This window comes from Sinimarinibacterium arenosum (assembly GCF_005047655.1).
GTDB lineage: Bacteria > Pseudomonadota > Gammaproteobacteria > Nevskiales > Nevskiaceae > Solimonas.
The window spans coordinates 138283-156635 of the sequence record NZ_SUKF01000008.1; the positions used below are offsets into that span (position 1 = coordinate 138283).

20 protein-coding genes are annotated in these 18353 nt (G+C 66.6%); 9 read left to right on the forward strand and 11 right to left on the reverse strand.

Annotated elements, in window-relative coordinates:
- Positions 1–18 precede the first annotated feature (18 nt).
- The 5 genes from E4T66_RS16500 to E4T66_RS16520 form a co-directional block, all read right to left on the reverse strand.
- Positions 19–795, reverse strand: a complete 777-nt coding sequence (locus E4T66_RS16500) for a glycosyltransferase family 2 protein (RefSeq protein WP_136850235.1) — start codon at positions 793–795, stop codon at positions 19–21.
- On the reverse strand, positions 779–1147 hold the full coding sequence (locus tag E4T66_RS16505) for an ApeI family dehydratase (protein ID WP_136850237.1): 369 nt from the start codon (positions 1145–1147) through the stop codon (positions 779–781). The genes E4T66_RS16500 and E4T66_RS16505 overlap by 17 nt, the downstream gene beginning before the upstream one ends.
- 13 nt (positions 1148–1160) lie before the next feature.
- On the reverse strand, positions 1161–1442 hold the full coding sequence (locus E4T66_RS16510; RefSeq protein WP_136850239.1) for an acyl carrier protein: 282 nt from the start codon (positions 1440–1442) through the stop codon (positions 1161–1163).
- Positions 1443–1566: 124 nt separating this feature from the next.
- Positions 1567–2379 carry a lysophospholipid acyltransferase family protein gene (locus tag E4T66_RS16515; RefSeq protein WP_136850241.1) on the reverse strand — a complete coding sequence of 271 codons (813 nt, stop codon included), beginning with the start codon at positions 2377–2379 and terminating at the stop codon, positions 1567–1569.
- Positions 2376–3428, reverse strand: coding sequence for a chorismate transformation FkbO/Hyg5 family protein (locus tag E4T66_RS16520; protein ID WP_136850243.1), 1053 nt, complete (start codon positions 3426–3428; stop codon positions 2376–2378). The genes E4T66_RS16515 and E4T66_RS16520 overlap by 4 nt, the downstream gene beginning before the upstream one ends.
- Before the next feature lie 175 nt (positions 3429–3603).
- Here E4T66_RS16520 and E4T66_RS16525 point away from each other — a divergent pair, with 175 nt between their 5' ends.
- The 9 genes from E4T66_RS16525 to E4T66_RS16565 are packed head-to-tail and all read left to right on the forward strand — an operon-like array spanning position 3604 to position 10367.
- Complete coding sequence (locus E4T66_RS16525) at positions 3604–3891, forward strand: phosphopantetheine-binding protein (protein ID WP_136850245.1); 288 nt, start codon at positions 3604–3606, stop codon at positions 3889–3891.
- 23 nt (positions 3892–3914) lie between these two features.
- Positions 3915–4538 (forward strand): COG4648 family protein, encoded by a 624-nt coding sequence (locus E4T66_RS16530; RefSeq protein ID WP_136850247.1) that lies wholly within the window; start codon positions 3915–3917, stop codon positions 4536–4538.
- Positions 4538–5851, forward strand: coding sequence for an AMP-binding protein (locus E4T66_RS16535; protein ID WP_136850250.1), 1314 nt, complete (start codon positions 4538–4540; stop codon positions 5849–5851). The genes E4T66_RS16530 and E4T66_RS16535 overlap by 1 nt, the downstream gene beginning before the upstream one ends.
- A gap of 1 nt (position 5852) precedes the next feature.
- Positions 5853–6146: a hypothetical protein gene (locus E4T66_RS16540; RefSeq protein ID WP_136850488.1), complete on the forward strand. Its 294-nt coding sequence runs from the start codon at positions 5853–5855 to the stop codon at positions 6144–6146.
- On the forward strand, positions 6143–7048 hold the full coding sequence (locus E4T66_RS16545; protein WP_136850252.1) for a lipid A biosynthesis acyltransferase: 906 nt from the start codon (positions 6143–6145) through the stop codon (positions 7046–7048). Before E4T66_RS16540 ends, E4T66_RS16545 begins: the two co-directional genes overlap by 4 nt.
- The gene (locus E4T66_RS16550) at positions 7045–8229 is read left to right on the forward strand and encodes a beta-ketoacyl-[acyl-carrier-protein] synthase family protein (RefSeq protein ID WP_248679768.1); all 1185 of its coding nucleotides are present in this window, start codon (positions 7045–7047) and stop codon (positions 8227–8229) included. The genes E4T66_RS16545 and E4T66_RS16550 overlap by 4 nt, the downstream gene beginning before the upstream one ends.
- Entirely contained in the window at positions 8226–9008 is a 783-nt protein-coding gene (locus tag E4T66_RS16555; RefSeq protein WP_136850254.1) for a beta-ketoacyl synthase chain length factor, read from the forward strand. Before E4T66_RS16550 ends, E4T66_RS16555 begins: the two co-directional genes overlap by 4 nt.
- Positions 9009–9013: 5 nt before the next feature.
- Positions 9014–9445, forward strand: coding sequence for a hotdog family protein (locus E4T66_RS16560; protein ID WP_136850492.1), 432 nt, complete (start codon positions 9014–9016; stop codon positions 9443–9445).
- A 13-nt stretch (positions 9446–9458) separates the two neighbouring features.
- Entirely contained in the window at positions 9459–10367 is a 909-nt protein-coding gene (locus E4T66_RS16565) for a bile acid:sodium symporter family protein (protein ID WP_136850256.1), read from the forward strand.
- A 30-nt stretch (positions 10368–10397) separates the two neighbouring features.
- Here E4T66_RS16565 and E4T66_RS16570 read toward each other — a convergent pair whose 3' ends face one another.
- The 6 genes from E4T66_RS16570 to E4T66_RS16595 form a co-directional block, all read right to left on the reverse strand.
- Positions 10398–11330 carry an acyltransferase gene (locus E4T66_RS16570; protein ID WP_136850258.1) on the reverse strand — a complete coding sequence of 311 codons (933 nt, stop codon included), beginning with the start codon at positions 11328–11330 and terminating at the stop codon, positions 10398–10400.
- A 38-nt stretch (positions 11331–11368) separates the two neighbouring features.
- Positions 11369–12427, reverse strand: coding sequence for a uroporphyrinogen decarboxylase (gene hemE / locus E4T66_RS16575; protein WP_136850260.1), 1059 nt, complete (start codon positions 12425–12427; stop codon positions 11369–11371).
- Positions 12428–12436: 9 nt separating this feature from the next.
- The gene (pyrF, locus tag E4T66_RS16580; protein WP_136850262.1) at positions 12437–13159 is read right to left on the reverse strand and encodes an orotidine-5'-phosphate decarboxylase; all 723 of its coding nucleotides are present in this window, start codon (positions 13157–13159) and stop codon (positions 12437–12439) included.
- Between the two features lie 60 nt (positions 13160–13219).
- Positions 13220–17032 (reverse strand): ATP-dependent RNA helicase HrpA, encoded by a 3813-nt coding sequence (hrpA, locus tag E4T66_RS16585; protein ID WP_169577674.1) that lies wholly within the window; start codon positions 17030–17032, stop codon positions 13220–13222.
- Between the two features lie 92 nt (positions 17033–17124).
- Entirely contained in the window at positions 17125–17754 is a 630-nt protein-coding gene (locus tag E4T66_RS16590; protein WP_136850266.1) for a DUF4755 domain-containing protein, read from the reverse strand.
- Positions 17755–17959: 205 nt separating this feature from the next.
- Positions 17960–18319 (reverse strand): hypothetical protein, encoded by a 360-nt coding sequence (locus E4T66_RS16595; RefSeq protein WP_136850268.1) that lies wholly within the window; start codon positions 18317–18319, stop codon positions 17960–17962.
- Between the last annotated feature and the right edge of the window lie 34 nt (positions 18320–18353).

The following is an 18353-nucleotide window of genomic DNA, read 5'->3' on the forward strand; positions in this document are numbered from 1 at the left end:
GCAGCGGCGGGGTGGCGTCTATCGGGAGGACTCCAGCGGGCGGGCGGCAAAGCCCAGGCGCCGCAACAACAGCCGCGGCAGGCGCCACAGCATGCCGACGAACAAGCGCGCGTGCATCTGCGAGATGCGCAGGTTGTCGCGCCACAGATCGAAATGCGAAACGCCATCGAGCGGATAGGTCACCCGTGTCGGCAGCGAGATCACATCGACGCCGTCCCAGAACATCCGCACCATGATTTCGGTATCGAAGTCCATGCGGCGGCCGACATGCTGGCTGCGCCAGACCTGCAGCGCAGGCGCCAGCGGGTAAACCCGAAAGCCGAGCATGGAGTCACGGATGCGCAGCGACAGGGTGTTGATCCAGACCCAGACGTGGGTGACATAGCGGCCATACAGACGCGAGCGTGGAACGCTGGCGTCGTAGATCGGGATGCCGGTGATCAGCGCCTGCGGATGGCTCCGCGCCAGATCCAGCAGCGCGGGGATTGCTTCCGGATCGTGCTGGCCGTCGGCATCGATCTGCAGTGCGTGACTGTAGCCGGCGGCGCTCGCCGCTTCGAAGCCGGCCATGACCGCAGCGCCCTTGCCCTGATTCGGGCTCAGCCGGATCAGGGTGACCCAGTCGGCCTCGGCGGCGGCAACGGCATCCAGTGCCTGCGCGCAGGCGGCATGCGAGCCGTCATCGACCAGATAGGCCGGCACGCCATGCGGTTTGAGGCCGGCGACGGCCGTTGCGATGGCATCGGCGTGGTCGTAGACAGGAACGACGATGCAGGGCTTAAACACCGGAGGCATCGGTTCCGCACGCGCCGAACTGCAGGCGACCGCTGGAACAGCCGGTGTCGCCGCAGCGATAGCTGAAGCGGATTTCTCCGGGGGCCATGCGTTCCAGGCGCAGCGCGATGTCGGCACCGGGCCGGATCGGCTGCATGAATTTCAGCCCGACGATGCGGCGGGCGGCTCCGCTCACCGCGAATTCACGTCGCGCGGCATCGACCGCCCAGCCGATCTGCAAGACCCCGGGCAGCATCGGATAGTTGGGAAAGTGATCGGGGAAACACGCCAGGCTGGCGGGCACATTCAACGCAAGCTCGACCGCGCCGTCGACGCGCTCGACAGAGATCACCCGCGGTTCGAGCGCAGGCATCGGCTGGCGGGCTTTACTGCGGACTCGACGGCGTGGCCGGCACAGCCGCGAACAGCGATTCGACGGCCACCACCACATCGTTGACGCTGCGCACGTGCTTGAAATCTTCCGGACGCACCTTCTTGCCGGTGTAATCTTTCAGCTTCAGGATCAGGTCAATCGCATCGATGCTGTCGATTTCCAGATCCTCGTACAGCTTGGCTTCGAGCGTAATCTTGGCGGGATCGGTCTCGAACAGCTCGACCAGCAGAACTTTGATCTGCTCGAAAATTTCCGCTTGGGTGGGTGTGGACATGGTGTTCAATCTGGCCCTGACGGACTCTCGTAGACGGCGATCCCCGGAAGCCGGCCGTTGCGGCTCCCCCTGAAACGCCAATTGTCGCGGTCCGCACTACTGCGTCGCAAGTGCCGCAGCGGGTTCAGTGCTCGATTTTGCCGCTGAAAGCGTGCGTCCAGTCACGCGTCAGCCGCCGCGCCGCGATCGCCATGCCGGTGCCGTTGTCGAGATAGTGCGTTGCGGTATAGGGCTCGCCGACGGTGATGCAGAAATGCCCCGGCCGCGGCGGCACCCGGTACCACGGCGTGTTCTTGGTCAGCATGATGGGTTCGCAAGTGATCGTCACCGGCAGGATCGGTGCACCGGACTCCAGAGCAATGCGCGCGGTGCCGTGCGGGATCTGCAGCGGCCGGCCGGGGACCGAGCGCGTGCCTTCCGGAAAAATCAGCAGTGAGTTGCCGGCTTTCAGCGTGGCGGTGCAGTCGTCAATCAGCTGGGTCGGCGATGCGCCGTTGCCGCCACCATTGCTGATATAGCCGGCCCATTGGATCGGCAGGCGCGTGAACGGGTTGCGGAACAGCGCCTGCTTGACGATGCAATCGACCTGCGGGATGTAGCCGATCAGCAGCACCACGTCGATCAGCGTCGGGTGGTTGGCGATGATCATCTGTCCGCGCGTCCGCAGCTTTTCCGCCCCATGGATTTCCCAGGAGATCACGCCGACCGCGCGCATCAACTGCGAAAACAGGCGGAACCAGCGATGCACGATCCACTGTGCACGGCGTTTCGCGGTCTCGCGATTGCGTGCCGGCAGGCACACCAGCGGAAACAGCGTCAGGCCGAACACGATACCGCCGAGGCCGAACACCGTGAAACAGAAACCGGTGGCGAACTGGCGCCAGCGCGTGTCGAGCCAGCCGCCCGCGCTCACATTCGGGGCGGCGTCGACGCTCATGCGCGTGCGCCGGTGTAACGGTACAGCGCTTCGATCTCCAGGCTCAGATCGCTGCGACAGACGTCGCCATGCAGCGCCGTCACTGCAACCGCAGGCGGAAACGCGCGTTCGATCTGTGGCCAGACCGCGTCCAGCAGCTGCGGATCGCGCAGATACAGCTTGATTTGCTGCGGTTGCCACAGGCGAGCGTCGGCCAGACCCTGCGGCGCCGTGGCCTGCTGCAGCAGACTGTCGATATTGGCCAGGGTTTCGTCGAGCTGGCGCGCCGGATGGCCCGTGTGCAGCGTCCGGTGTCCGACGACGCTGGCCGTTCCGGACACCAGCAGCTCGGGGCCGTCTGCCCACGGCAGATACATCGCCCGCGAGAAGCTGGGGCTCTTCGGTCCGTATTCGCGCGGATAGTGGAAGGCGCTGACCTGCCGCGGATTCTCGATCTGCGTACCCGGTGTGCGCGCGGCCAGGAAATAGATCGTCAGACCATCGCCATGGGTGCCGATCGCGGTCGCTGCCGGCAGTTCACGTTCGAATCCCGGTTTCAGTGCCAGTGCCTTGTAGCGGCCGAGCACGAACTGACGATAACGCTCCTGATCGGCGTCGCCCTCACGGGCTTGGGCATGGATCTGCGCCATAAAATTCCACACCCGCAGCCACGCCGGATAGCCGTGGCGCTGCAGGAAACCGTCGAGCAGCGCATAGGTGTGAAATACCTCGCGATCGATGTCCGCGAGTTGGGCTTCGTTCAGGTGAATCTGTCCGAACAGCACCTGGCCGTTTTCGGCAAAGCGGATGTTCTGATCAACGCCATGGCGTACTGGCGTGGGGCTGGTCCATAGCTCGACCGCGGGGCCGCGCAGGGCGTCGAGCTGCACCTGAACATAGCGTGGGTCGGTCCCGGTCGGCGCGGGGCCGTGGCTGACACAGAACAGCACGTCGTCGCCGAGCGACTCCGGCAGGTGCTCGACAACACGTAGCCCATAGGGGCGCGGCGGCAGGCCGATGTCGGCGCGCGCGCTGGAATCCTGGGCACGATGTTCGGTGTGCTGCTGCATGGAATTTGTTCTAATACCGCGATGGCGCTTGCCGCGTTGGATGGGCGGCCCTGCCCGCACATTCTAGACCGCTTTGCAGCGCCCATTGCGTGCGCTGCTTGGCATCTGCGGCGCAAGGCACTCGGTGCAGGGAGCACCGGCGGCAGCATGCAGTCGACGATTCTTGGGGGATGACATGGCGGGACAAACCGACGCGGAACGCGAGCTGGCGGTTTTGCTGGTGCAGGCGCTGAATCTTGAAGACCGTGCGCCGGAATCCATCGATCCCGAAGCGCCGCTGTTCGGCGATCACGCCGCCGGCTGGGGGCTGGATTCGATCGACGCGCTGGAAATCGCGCTCGCGGTGCAGCAGAAGTATGGCGTTGAACTGAAGGCCGACAGCGAAGACACCAAGCGCGCGTTTGCATCGCTGCGCACTTTGTCCGCATACGTCGACGCCCAGCGTTCGTCGGCCGTGCACTGAACGATTCCGATCGATCAATCCTGATGGCTCCGCGGCGCGTGCTGATGCTGGCGCTGTTCCTGAGCTATCCGCTGCTGGTCCATCTCGGCGTGCTGTTCGAACAGCGCCCGCTGCAGTGGCTGGCCCTGCAGGCGCTGTTTGCCGCGATATTTTTCAATCTTTTGTCACAACTCCGCATCGCGATCTGGGTGCTGTGGCTGCTGTTTGCAGCGGTCACTGCCGCACTGATGGCCAGCGGCGGCGGCATCTACGCACTGTACGTGCCGCCGCTGGCCCTGCTGGCGCTGGCGTTCAGCGGTTTCGCGCAGTCGCTGGCGTCCGGGCGCACGCCGCTGGTGACGCAGATGGCGGTAGCCATACACGGCGAACTGTCACCCCCGCTGCTGCGGCACACGCGTCAGGTGACGCAGCTGTGGGCGATGAATCTGGCGGCCATGTTCGTCATCGCGCTGGTGCTGAGTGTGACCGGACCCCGTACGGTATGGTCCCTGTTCACCAACCTGATCAACTACCTGTGGATGGGCGCAATCTTCGCCGGAGAATATGCCTACCGCCGCTGGCGTTTTCCCGAGCATGACCGCGACGGCTTCATCGGCTACCTGCGCAAGCTGATTGGACAGGCGCATCGCTTCCGGAGCATGCGGTAATGCCGGTGTCGCTGCCGCTGTCGAGTGCCGAACGTCTGTTCGCGGTCGGGTCCGGCGCGGGCGATCGTGCAGATTTTCATGCGGCCGCCCGACAGTTCGCACAGCAGCTGCCGGCCACCGGTCCAATCGTCAATCTGTGTGCGGCGCGCCGCAGTTTTGCGCTGACGCTGGTGGCCGGCGCGATCTGCGGCCGGCCGTCGCTGCTGCCGTGGAGCCCCAGCGCCAATGTCGTACGCGACGTGGCCGCGGCACACGTCGCCGCGGTCGTGGTCGCGGACGAGACCTTGCCAGACCTCGGCGCGCTGCAGTGCTGCCGAGCGCCTGACCCGGGTGCCATCACTGACAACACCGGTTCAGCCGCCCCGGTCACGCTGGATCCCGCGCAGGTCGCGGTGGTGGCGTTCACTTCCGGCAGCACCGGCGCACCGCAGGCCCATGCCAAGACCTGGGGCACGCTGGCGGCAAGCTCGCAGCGTCTGGCGCAGCGCGTGCTCGACGGTCTGGTTGCCGCGCAGCTGGTGGCCACGGTGCCGCCACAGCATGTGTTCGGCCTGGAAACCACGATCCTGCTGCCCCTGTTCAGCGACTGCGCCTGTCTCGATGCGCGGCCGCTGTTCCCCGCCGACGTGCGCGCGGCGCTGGAATCGGTGGCGGCCCCACGTGTGCTGGTGACCACGCCGGTGCATTTGCGCGCATTGCTGGCGGCGGATGTGCAGCTGCCGCCGCTGGCGCGGATCGTATCGGCCACTGCACCGCTGGCGCCGCCTCTGGCCGCTGCCGCCGAAGCCCGCTTTGCCGCGCCGGTGCTGGAGATCTACGGCAGCACCGAAAGCGGTGCGATTGCCAGCCGGCGCACCGCCGAGGACACCGCATGGACGCCATTGCCGGACGTGCGTTTTGCCAGCGTGGAGGATGGCGCTGAAGTCAGTGCGCCGTATCTGCCGCAGCCGATTCGCCTGTCCGACCGCATCGAATGCATGGCCGATGGTCGCATCCGGTTGCTCGGGCGCAGCGCCGATCTGATCAAGGTTGCGGGCCGTCGCATCTCCGCCGCTGATCTGACCCAGCGTCTGCTGGCGGTTCCGGGGGTGGAAGACGCGATCGTGATCGTGCCCGAACCGGACCAGATCGACGGGCGTCCGGCGGCACTGGTGGTGGCGCCGGACATGGACGAGGCCGCCATCCTGGCGGCGCTGGCGACCCAGGTCGACGCCGTGTTTCTGCCGCGCCCGCTGCGCAAGGTTGCGGCGCTGCCGCGCAATGCAGTCGGCAAGCTGCCGCGTTCCGCCCTGCTGGAGTTGCTGCGTGGCTGAGATGCGCATCAGCGACCGTATCGGCGCGGACCACCCGAGTCTGCCGGGGCATTTTCCGGGGCATCCGATCGTGCCCGGCGTGGTGCTGCTGGACGCAGTGCGCGTGGCGGCGCAGCAGGCCCTGGCACCGGGCGTGCTGCTGGCGCTGCCGATGATCAAGTTCCTGCAGCCTGTCATGCCGGAACAGCCGTTCGAGATCGTGCTGCAGCCCGGTGCGGGCGGACGCATCGCGTTCCGGATCGAAATCGACGGCGCGATCGCAGTCCAGGGCAGTCTGCAGTTCGCATCGCCATGAGCGCCGACTGGGAGCGCCAGAATGAGCGCGCCAGCGGGTTCATGCTGCAGCTGCTGGTGACGATCGCGCGCTATCTCGGACGTTCGGTCGCCCGCCTGATCCTGTGGCCCAGCGTGGCCTACTTCCTGTTGACCGCGCGCGAGCAGCGGCGTGCCTCGCGTGCCTACCTGCGTCGGGTGCTGGGCCGCGCCCCGAGCCTGCGTGATCTGTGGCGGCACTTTCATACCTTCGGCATCTGCGCACTCGATCGCGTGTTCCTGCTTGCCGGTGTGTCCAATGCGATACGCGTGCAGGTTCATCGCGATGCCGCAGGCTATGCCTTGACCCGTGGCAGCGGCGGCTGCGTGGTGTTGCTGGCGCATGTCGGCAGCTTTGAAACGATCCGGGTCGAGGGCTCGGTCGAGCATCGCCTGCCGCTGAGCGTGGTGATGGATCGTGCGCATGGACGCATGTACTCCACCCTGCTGGAGCGGCTGAACCCGGAGATTGCCGCGCGCATCATCGACGCTTCGGCGCGCGGCCCGGACCTGGTGCTGAAGATGAAGGCTGCGCTGGAGCGCGGCGATCTGGTCTGCCTGATGGCCGACCGTGCGCGCGCGGGTGAACCCACGGTCGGCGTCGAACTGTTCGGTGCCACCGCGCAGCTGCCGCTGGCGCCGTGGGTCATCGCCAGTGCCCTGAAGGTGCCGGTGGTGATGGGGCTGGGTCTGTACCGCGGCAACGGTCAGTACGATGCCTACATTGAGGGACTGGCCGAGCGGGTCAGCCTTGATCGGCGCGACCGTGCCGCCTCGGCACAGGCGTATGCGCAGGCCTACGCCAATCGGCTGCAGGCCCATCTGCAATCGGCGCCGTACAATTGGGCCAACTTCTACGACTTCTGGGGAGAACAGTCGCAATGATGGCGCCGGTGCCGATCCGCGCGTATACCGCCACGACCGCACTGGGTGCCGGTCGTGCGGCACAGCTGGATGCGCTGCGCGCGCAGCGCACGGGTCTGCGGCGGCAGCGTTTCGACGCGTCGACCCTGGACTGCTGGATCGGCGCCGTCGACGGGCTGGATACGCCGTTGCCGCCACAATGGGCCGAGTGGGAATGCCGCAACAACCGGCTGTCAGCGCTGGCGCTGGCGCAGGATGGTTTCCGCGAGGCGGTTGCTGCGGCAGTGGCGCGGCATGGCGCCGATCGCATCGGCGTCTTCATCGGCACCAGTACCTCGGGCGTGCACAGCACCGAACTGGCGTACCGGCACCAGCAAGGTGACCCGCCGCATCTGCCGGCCAGCTTCATTCATCGCACCACGCACAATCCCCAGGCCGCCGCCGAATTCGTGCGCCTGTGCCTAGGACTGGACAGCCTGGCGATGGCGATCTGTACCGCGTGTTCGTCCAGCGCCAAGGTCTTCGCCGCGGCACAACGCGCGATGAGTGCCGGCATTTGCGATGCCGCCGTCATCGGCGGCGCCGACAGCCTGTGCCTGACCACCCTGCATGGCTTCAACTCACTGCAGCTGGTGTCCGCCGACATCTGCCGTCCGGCTGATGCCCAGCGCAACGGCATTTCGATCGGCGAGGCCGCGGGCTTCGCGCTGCTGGATGCCGGCGAACCCGGTGCTGACCTCGCGTTGCTCGGCTACGGTGAATCGTCCGATGCGTATCACATGTCCACGCCCGATCCGCAGGGCCACGGTGCCGCGCAGGCGATGCGCGATGCTCTGACCCGCGCGGGCCTGCAGCCGGCGCAGATCGACTACGTCAATCTGCATGGCACCGGAACCCAGGCCAACGACGCCTCCGAGGACCAGGCGCTGTGCGCGGTGCTCGGCACCGGGACGCCGGCCAGCTCGACCAAGGGATATACCGGGCACACGCTTGGCGCGGCCGGCATCGTCGAGGCGGTGTTCAGCCTGCTGGCGATCGAACACGGCTTTCGTCCGCCGAGCTTGAACACGCGGCAGCTCGATCCGGCGCTGCGTGGCAAGGTGCTGCTGGACGGTATCGAAGGACCGGTCGCCACCGTGCTGTCCAATTCTTTCGGCTTCGGTGGCAACAACGCCAGCCTGCTGTTCGGGCGCCGCGCATGATTTCGGTCCACCTGACCGCCATTGGCCTGGCTGCGCCGGGCCTGCCGGACTGGGTCCATGGGCGCGAAGTGCTGGCCGGGCGCGCCGCCTTCGTTCCCGCCGAATTGCCGCCGTATGCGCCGCGCCTGCTGCCGCCGAACGAGCGTCGCCGTGCGACCCCGGCGGTGCGTCAGGCCTTCCGTGCGGCCGAGGATGCCGTTGGCGAACGCGATCCGTCACAGCTGGCCACGGTGTTCGCCGGCTCGGACGGCGACATGGCCATCCTGCACCGCATCTGCGCCGCGCTGGCGCAACCGAACAAGGCGGTGTCGCCCACCGACTTCCACAACTCGGTGCACAACGCCGCCGCCGGCTACTGGGGCATCGCCACCGGCTGCCGCGCACCGTCAACGACGCTGGCCGGGTATGACGGCTCGTTTGCGCTGGGCCTGCTGGAGGCCGCCGTACAGACGGTGACGCAGAATCATCCGACCCTGCTGGTCAGCTTCGATGTGCCGGCGCCGCAACCGCTGTATGCCGCGCGCCCGCTGGGCGCCGCCGCCAGCTGCGCGCTGCTGCTGTCACCGGACGGCGTCAGCGGTTCCGTGGCGCGGCTGGGCATCGTGCAGAGCGAGGACGCGGAGACCCAACTCGACGACGCTGCGCTGGAGGTTCACCGGCGCGGCAATCCCGCCTTGCGCGCACTGCCGCTGCTGCGGCTGCTGGCCGCAGGCCAGTCCGGGCGCGTGGTGCTGCCGGGCTCGGGCGGGCGCAATCTGCAGGTCGAGGTCTTTACGTGACGCCGCTGCTCGATCGGGCGGCCATTGCATCGTTGATTCCGCACGCCGGCAGCATGTGCCTGTGGCATGCACTGTGGGAGGCTGACGACCAGCGTGTGCGGCTGACGACCGACAGCCACCGCGATCCGCAGAATCCCTTGCGCCGCGAGGGTCGCCTGGCGGCGCTGCATCTGCTCGAGTACGGCGCGCAGGCCATGGCGGTGCACGGCGGCTGGATGGCCCGCAGCGCCGGTGGTGGTGCGCAGCCGGGTGTGCTGGCCGCGGTGCGCGATCTGCAGCTGAAGGTCGAATGGCTGGAGAACCTGCCCGACCTGCTGACCTGCGAGGCGCAGCGGCTGGTCGCCAACGCCGGCGGCTGGATGTACAGCTTCGTTCTGCGGTGCGGGGAACGCGAGATCGCCAGCGGTCGCGCCTCCGTGATTCATCTGCCGACCTGATGCCGCCGGGACCATGAACGCAATCGACCAGATGCAGCTGCAGTTCAGTCCCGGCGCGGTGCTGGGCTTGCAGCTCATCCTGGCGATCATCGTGTTCGGCGTCGCGCTGGAACTGTCGTTCGCCGATTTCCGCCATCTGCTGCGCAAGCCGCGCGCGGTGTTCATCGGTCTGCTGTCACAGATGGTGGCGCTGCCGCTGCTGACCTTCGCGCTGGTGCAGATCGCCGATCCGACGCCGAGCATCGCACTGGGTCTGATGATGACCGCGGCCTGCCCCGGCGGAAACATGTCCAACGTACTGACGCACTGGGCACATGGCCGCACCGTGCTGTCGATGGCGATGACCACGGCGTCGAGTCTGGTGTCACCGCTGACCACCCCGCTGGTGTTCGGCGTGCTGGGCGGCTTGAATCCGGAAACGCGTTCGGCGCTGCGTCAGGTGCAGGTGCCGTACAGCGAGCTGGCATTGACCATCGGCCTCGCGCTGTTGCTGCCGTTGATCTGCGGCATGGGTCTGAAAAGCGCACGGCCGGCACTGGCCGCGCGTCTGCGTCATCCGCTGAAACAGTTCGGTCTGGTCGCGTTCTTCATGTTCGTGGTGCTCGCGGTCGCCGCCAACTACGCGCTGTTCTGGCAGGCGCTGACCACGATCTTCCTGCTGGTGCTGGTGCACAACTTGCTGGCGCTGGGGACCGGCGCGACGATTTCGCGACTGGCGCGCACCACGCCGCGCGATGGCCGCGCGATCGTGTTCGAGACCGGCATCCACAACACCGCGCTGGGGCTGACCCTGATCTTCACCTACTTCCAGCAGCTCGGCGGCATGGCGCTGGTGGTCGCGTGGTGGGGCGTGTGGCAGCTACTGACTGGTGGCCTGCTGGCACGCTACTGGGCCCGGCGCGTCCCGCCGCCGGTGCATTGACGCGCGGCGGTCTCGCGCCGCCGGGGAATCTCAGCCGTGTGCGGGCCGCTGCGCCTGCAATGCCGGGCGCGTGTTGTGCATGCGCTCGAGCCGCGCATCCTTGCGCAGCCAGATGCTGTTGATCCATTGCTGGAAGCGATGCCGGTATTCGGGATCGGTCTCGTAGTCGCCGCTCAGCAGTTCCTGCGGGATCGGCAGGACGTCGATATGCACCGACAGCTGATCCTGCTCACCGCAGCAGAAGCTCCACAGCAGCGGCTTGTTGGTCGCCCGGTAGCCGATGGTGACGTCAATGACGCCGGCAAACTGATCGCCCATCGCATTCAGCGTAAAGCTCATGCCGCCGGCCTTGGGCCGCAGCAGATGCCGGAACGGCGACTGCCGAGCGACGCGCTTGGCTTCGCTGAAGCGCGTGCCTTCGAGGAAGTTCACCACCGTCACCGGCTCGGTCCGGTACAGCTCGCAGGCGCGGCGCGTGGTGTCGAGATCCTGCGTGCGCAGTTCCGGATGCTCCGCGAGCGCCTGCTGGCTGTGCCGGCGCATGAACGGAAAGTCCATCGCCCAGCACGCCAGGCCGATGATCGGCACATAGATCAGTTCCCACTTCAGGAAGAAGCGCGGAAACGGTGTGCGCCCGTGAAACACGTCGAACAGCAGCAGGATGTCGGCCCAGGACTGGTGATTGGCGATCAGCAGATAGTTGCGATTGGCCTGCAGCGGCGTGCGCACGTCGATCTCCCATTGCACCGCGTGCAGCAGGCGGAAGATCAGCTTCAGGTAGGCGACCCAGTTGGTCGCGATCCACACGCAGTAGCGGCTGCAGGCGCGCTGCAGCGACGGCAGTGGAATCGGCTTGAGCGCAATGCCCGGCAGCAGCAGCAGGAACGCGGCAATCGTGATCGCCAGCACTGCGAGCGCAGTGATGGCGCCGACGACGATCGGAGGGAAGATGACGGAAAACATCGCCTGACCTCTTCATGCCCGCGCTGCGGGCCGCTGGATTATTCGTTGTGGTACTTCGGACTCAATGCTCTGACCGCTTCAATCATCACCGCCGCGTGCTCCGGCGGCGTCTGCTGCAGGATGCCATGTCCCAGATTGAACACGTGCCCGTTGCCGGGCCCGTATGACTCCAGTACGCGAGAAACCGCCGCTTCGATGCGCGCCGGCTCCGCCAGCAGGATCGTCGGGTCCAGATTGCCCTGCAATGCCACGCGATCACCGACGCGCGCCCGTGCGGTGGCGAGATCAATGGTCCAGTCGACGCCCAGCGCGTCGCAGCCGGTTTCGGCCATCGCTTCCAGATGCTGGCCGCCATTCTTGGTGAACAGGATCACCGGGACGTCTGGCGCAACACGCTTCAGGTGCTGGACGATGCGCGACATCGGCTCCAGCGAAAACTGCATGTAGTCGGCCGGCGCCAGCACGCCGCCCCAGGTGTCGAACACCATCAGTGCGTCGGCGCCGGCGGCGACCTGCGCTTCCAGATACAGGCTGACCGAGGCCGAGAGTTTCGCCAGCAGGCTGTCGAGCATTTCCGGCGCGTCGTAGGCCATGCGCTTGATCAGCGTGAAGTCCGAGCCGCCGGCGCCTTCGACCATGTAGGTCGCCAGCGTCCACGGGCTGCCGGAGAAACCGATCAGCGGCAGCCGCGAGCCCAGCGCGGAACGGATGGTGCGCACCGCGTCCATCACGTAGCGCAGTTCGCCTTCGGGGTCCGGCACGCCCAGGGCCTCGATCGCGTGCGCGTCGCGTACCGGGCGATCGAACACCGGACCTTCACCTTCGACGAAGCGCAGGCCCAGGCCCATCGCGTCGGGGATCGTCAGGATGTCGGAGAACAGGATCGCGGTATCCAGGCCGTAGCGATCCAGCGGCTGCAGGGTCACTTCGCAGCACAGTTCCGGATTGCGGCACAGCGACATGAAGTCGCCGGCCTTGGCACGCGAGGCGCGGTATTCGGGCAGGTAGCGGCCGGCCTGACGCATCATCCACACCGGAGTGCGTTCAACGCGCTGACGCTTCAGCGCGCGCAGAAACAGATCGTTGTCGAGAGCCATGGGCGTACCTTAATCCTTGTGACCGGCGCGGATCTGAACCGCGGCGGCAATCTCAGCCTGGATCGTCTGCGCCATCGCGCGCGGGTCGGCCGCGTCGCGAATCGGCCGGCCGATCACCAGATAGTCGGCACCGGCGGCAATTGCGGCCGTCGGCGTCATGATGCGTTTCTGATCCGCTTCGACGCGGTTTTCCACCGGGCGGATGCCCGGTGTCACGCAAATCAGTTCGCGCGGCGCCTCGCGCCGCAGGCGCTCGACTTCGAGCCCCGACGACACCACGCCATCGCAGCCGGCCTGCAAAGCGCGGCGTGCGCGCGACAGCACCAGCTCGGCGACATCGCACTGAAAACCGAGGTCTTCGATGTCGCCCTGGTCCAGGCTGGTCAGCGCGGTGACCGCGAGCACTTTCAGCGAGCCGGACTTGGCCGCGGCGGCGGCTTCCATGATCGACTGGTTGCCGTGCACGGTGCAGAAATCGGCGCCGCGCTCGGCGAGGTTACGTACCGCGCGCGCCACCGTTTCGGGAATGTCGAAGAACTTCAGGTCCACGAACACTTTTTTCTGTTCGCCGCGCAGCCACTCGAGCAGCTCGAAGAAGCCCGGCGCCATCAGCAGTTCCATGCCGATCTTGTAGAAGCTCACGCCGTCGCCGATGCGTCCGACCAATGCACGCGCGGCATCGGCGGTCGGTACGTCCAGGGCGGCAATCAGGCGGTCTTCGGTACGAATCATCAGGGGGCTCAGATCGGGCGTTCGGAAATTGTCGGCGGCGCGGCGGCGGCGGGCAACCGCTCAAGCGGACAGCGCGGCCTCAACCTTGGCCGCGGACGGCCCGTTTTGCGCACGCAATTCCTGTGCGAACAGCGCGATGCGCCATTCTTCGACGATCCAGCGCGCCGCATGAAAGGGGTCAGGCAGGCGCGCAACCCAGGGTGCGATTTGCCGTGTCAGGTCCTCATCGCGCGCGGGTTTGTTGCTCAGGCGTTCCAGCCGCACGTCGATCGCGCGCAGGTACAGCGCCATGCGCGACCACTGCGGCTCCGGAATGGCGCCGACAAAACCTTCGGCAAATAGCGTGTCGAGCTGATTGCGCAGATCGCCGGTGGACAATGGCCAGCGCTCGCCCAGTGCCTTGATGCGGGCGCGCAGCTCGCGTGCGCGGGCCAGCCAGCCGCTGAGGTCGTCGAGGCGTTGCTGTGCGTCGATCGACAATGCACCGCGCTTTTCCAGCGCCGCCTGGAAATCCGCGCGGGTACGGATCATGGCCGGCTGCATCACCGCATCGACGCAGCGCAGCGCCAGCGCCAGGCTGACAGCCTCGACATCCAGCCCGAACGCCGGCGCCAGCAGCGCCAGCTTGCTGCGCGTGCTCTTGGCCAGATCGCGCAGCCGTTCCGGCAGCTTCGCCAGCAGCAGTGCACGCACGCCGGCGCCGTGTGCTGCGGCAGCGGCGGCGGCGGATTCGAACAGGCGTAGATCGATGCGACCGTCGCGTACGGTCAGGGCCGGCCAGGCGCGCGCGCCGGTGCCCAGCGTGACGTGCTCCGGCAGATCGTCGAAGTCCCAGTCGCTGAGCTGTTCGCGGCTCCAGCGCTGCAGCACCGGATCGACCGCCGCCGCGGCATTCAGCGCCTTGCGCGCGGCGCCGCTGTGACGCTGCTGCAGCGCCTCCAGCCGGTCGGCGGTTCCAAGCACGGTGCCGCGCGCGTCTTCGAGCTGGAAGCGCGGTTTCAGATGCACGTCGATGCGTTCGGGATCGAAGTCTTCGGGCGTGACTGCAGTTCCGGTCATCGCCTGCAGCGCCTCGCACAGCCGCGTCAGCAGGTCACCTTGCGGGGGCTGTACCCGTGTGCTGGCGGCGTTGGCGAATTCGGCGGCCGGTGTGAATGCCCGGCGCAGTTTGTTCGGCAGACTGCGGATCAGGGCTTCGATCTTGGCCGCGAGCAGGCCCGGCACCAGCCACTCGAACGGTTCCGCGGGCAGTGCATGCGCCTGCGCCAGTGGAATGTGGAAGGTCACGCCATCATGTTCGGCACCGGGGTCGTGGTGGTACGACAGCGCGATGCGCACGCCCGCAATATCCAGATGATCCGGAAACGCGTCGCTGACATCGGCTGAGGCGCCGGGTTTCAGCGCGTCGGCAGGCTGCATCGTCAGCGCCGCAATGTGCTTGCGGCCTTCCGGACCGCCGAGCCAGCGTTTCAACGCGGCGGTGGTGCAGATGTCGACGGGAATGCGGGCGTCGTACCAGGCGTGGATCTGGGCGTCGTCGGCCAGCAGGTCCGGGCGCCGCAGGCGGATTTCCTTGTCGCGGATCTCGTCGATCAGACGGAAGTTGTGTTCGAGAAACTGCGGCTTCTTCGGAATCTCGCCGCCGACCAGCGCTTCGCGGATGAAGATCTCGCGGGCCTCGGCCGGATGGGTCGAGCCGTAGTGACGCTGGCGCTTGATCAGCGACAGTCCCAGCAGCGTGACGTGCTCGGTGGCGCTGACTTCGCCGCGCAGCGGATTCCAGGTGGGATGCAGCAGTGCGCGTTTGACCAGATGCGCACCGACCTGCTCCAGCCACGCCGGCTCCACCGCGGCATTGGTGCGTGCATACAGCCGCGTGGTCTGTGCCAGTTGCGCGCTCATGACCCAGGGCGGCGGTTTCTTCTGCAGCGCGGAGCCCGGATGCAGGCGGAAGCGCCGGCCCTTGGGCCCCTGGAACTCGGGCGCTTCCGGCATCTTCTGCCCGATGTGATCAATCAACCCGGCCAGCAAGGCCTGATGGATCGGTCCATACAGCGAATCCAGCGACTCCGGGGTCCAGCGGTGCTGCTGATCCTTGCGGTCGTGATCGAGCACATCGCAGACCTGTCGGTACACCGCTTCCCATTCCTCCATGCGCAGGAACGATACGAAGTGATCGCGGCACATACGGCGCAGCTGGCGGTTGGACGACGACGCGCTCCACTGTTGCCAGCGCAGCCACAGATTCAGCAACGACAGGAAATCGGATTTCTTGTCACGCCACAGCGCGTGTTTCTGCCGTGCGGCGTCCTGCGCGTCGGGCGGGACCTCATGCGGGTCCTGCACCGACAGCGCCGCCGCCAGCACGAACACCGGATCGGCTGCGGCGGTGCCAGCGCCGGCCAGCGCGATGCGTGCGATACGCGGGTCCAATGGCAGACGCCCGAGCTTGCGGCCCAGTGCGGTCAGCTCGCCGAACTCGTCGAAGGCGCCCAGGGTCGTCAGCACCCGCACCGCTTCGCTGACGTGGCGACCGTCCGGCGGGTCGACCCAGGGGAAGTCGTCGACGTGACCCAGGCCCAGAGTCGCCATCTGCAGGATCACGCCGGCCAGATTGGCGCGGCGGATTTCCGGATCGGTGAACGCCGGGCGCGCGACGAAATCCTCTTCGGCGTAGAGCCGGATGCAGATGCCGGGGCCGAGTCGTCCGCAGCGGCCGGCGCGCTGGTTCGCCGCCGCCTGCGATACCGGTTCGATCTGCAGTTGCTGCACACCGGTGCGCGGCGCGTAGCGGTTGATGCGCGCCGTGCCGGTATCGATCACGTAACGGATGCCCGGCACCGTCAGCGAGGTTTCGGCCACGTTGGTAGCCAGCACGATGCGTGGCGCCTTGGCCGGACTGAACACCTGATCCTGCGCGCCGGCGGCGAGCCGCGAATACAGCGGCAGTACTTCAGCGTGGGGGTAACGTCCGCCGAGTACGCGGGCGGCGTCACGGATTTCGCGTTCGCCCGGCAGGAAACACAGGATGTCGCCGCGGCCGTGGCGCCACAGTTCGGCGACGGCATCGGCGATCGCACTTTCGCTGTCGCCGTCATCGGCCGGTTCGCGATAGCGCGTTTCGACCGGATAGGTACGGCCGGAGACTTCGATGATCGGTGCGCCGCCGAAGTGCTTCGACAGACGTTCCGGATCCAGCGTTGCCGACGTCACGATGACTTTCAGGTCCGGACGTTGCGGCAGGATGCGGCGCAGCCAGCCGAGCAGGAAGTCGATGTTCAGACTGCGCTCGTGCGCCTCGTCGATGATGATGGTGTCGTAGGCGCTCAGCAGATGATCGCGACCCAGCTCGGCAAGCAGGATGCCGTCCGTCATCAGCTTGATCAGCGAGCGTTCCGACACGCGGCGGTCGAAGCGTGTCTCGTAGCCGACCAGCTCGCCGATGCGCGTCTGCAGTTCGCTGGCGATGCGGCTGGCAACACTGCGCGCGGCGAGCCGCCGGGGCTGCGTGTGTCCGATCAGGCCGCGCGTGCCGCGTCCCAGTTCCAGGCACAGCTTCGGCAGCTGCGTGGTCTTGCCGGATCCGGTCTCGCCGCAGACGACGATGACCTGGTGCGCGCGGATCGCCTCCAGCAATTCCTCGCGCGCCTGTACCACCGGCAGCTCTTCGGGAAACGCGATTGTCTCGGGCAGCAGGCGCCGTCGGTTCTCCGCGCGTAACTGCGCCTGCTGCAGATCGCGTTCGAAACGGGCGGTGTCGAAGCGTTGCGGCCGCGCACGCGACAGCTGCGCACGCAGGCGTGCGGCGTCACGGATCAGCAGATGTTCGGCAACGGCGTCGAGCCGTGCGCGCAGCCCGGAAAGATCGGCCACCGCAATTCAGGTCAGACAGGAAGGTGCGCATGATACGCGAGCGCCCCGGAATCCCGGGGCGCCGTCTGTCGTCGGTCCAACGCAGAGCCACGTCAGAGCTGCGCTGCTTTCCGATTGTCTCCGTGTTGGGATTCATTGATCAGCTGTCGGAGGATTTCCATCCAGCGCGGTACCTGCTGCACCATCTCGTGCCGTGAAAAGCGGATGTGCCAACGTGGATGGTCGATGTCACGCACTTCGATGAACAGTCCGCTGGATGCCTCGTTGGCCATGCGGATCTTGCGGTTGATGGAATCGGTCTGCGAGATCGAGTTGAGACGAAAATCCGCGTTGATCAGTTCGTTTCCGGTGTTGACCTTCGTTTCCCAGTTGCGGATCGCATCGAAGCCGTAGCGCTTGATCAGGGTTCCTTTCTTGAGCACGACGGCGCGTTGACTCGCGCTGATTGCGATGCCGTCTCCGTCGTAGGTGTAGCTGTAGTCCACCTGGTCCGGCCTCAGCTCGGTGATCCAGGCGCCGCTGTTGTCACCCAGACGCGGTTTGTGTTGGCGACCTGCGATCAGCGCGATCAGTACTCCGAGCCAGCTCAGGATGAAGCCGAAAATCGGCCATCCGTAACGTGCTAGGCGAAATTCGTCGTAGGCGCCAGAGCTTTTCCCGATCCTGTAAACGATGAATGCGGGCAGGAGGTTGAAGAAAAAAAGCGTCAGCAGGGTTTCCATGAGGGTTCTCCCGATAAAGGCTTCGCGGTCGGTGGTCGGGGCGGCTGAAAAGGGGCGCAGCGGATGCTGCGCCCCGACGTGCCACCCCGCGCCGGCTTGCGACCGACGGTCATGCGCCGGAATCCCTCCACTCCGGCCGTCGGTCGGGCCGTAGCGGAGGCGGCACGTTCAGGTGGGCAGTACGTCTGCCCGTCGTGGTTTCAGCTCAGCCGCCGAGCAGGCTGCTGTGGCCGCTCTGCTCCGAGCAGGACTTGTTCTTCAGCACATCGCTCGTCGTGAACAGAAAGGTGCAGATCTGGACTTCGACGGAATTGCCGAGGAAGGCGCCCGCGACCGGGATCCACGACTTGGAATTGGTCTTGGTAAACCGGTACACCAGCGCCTCTTCGTTTCCGGCGAACTGGCGGCCGCTGGGTTGGCCCAGAGCGGCGATGACGTCCTGCTTGCGAGTCTTGCCGGCTTCGAACTGCTGATAGGTCTGGGCCTCCACACGAGCGCCCTGGGTGCTACAGGCGGACATGAGGGCGGTCACGATGACGATGGCTGCGGATGCATGAAAACGCATGACTGTTTTCTCCGTGAGTGATGAGAGTGTCGAC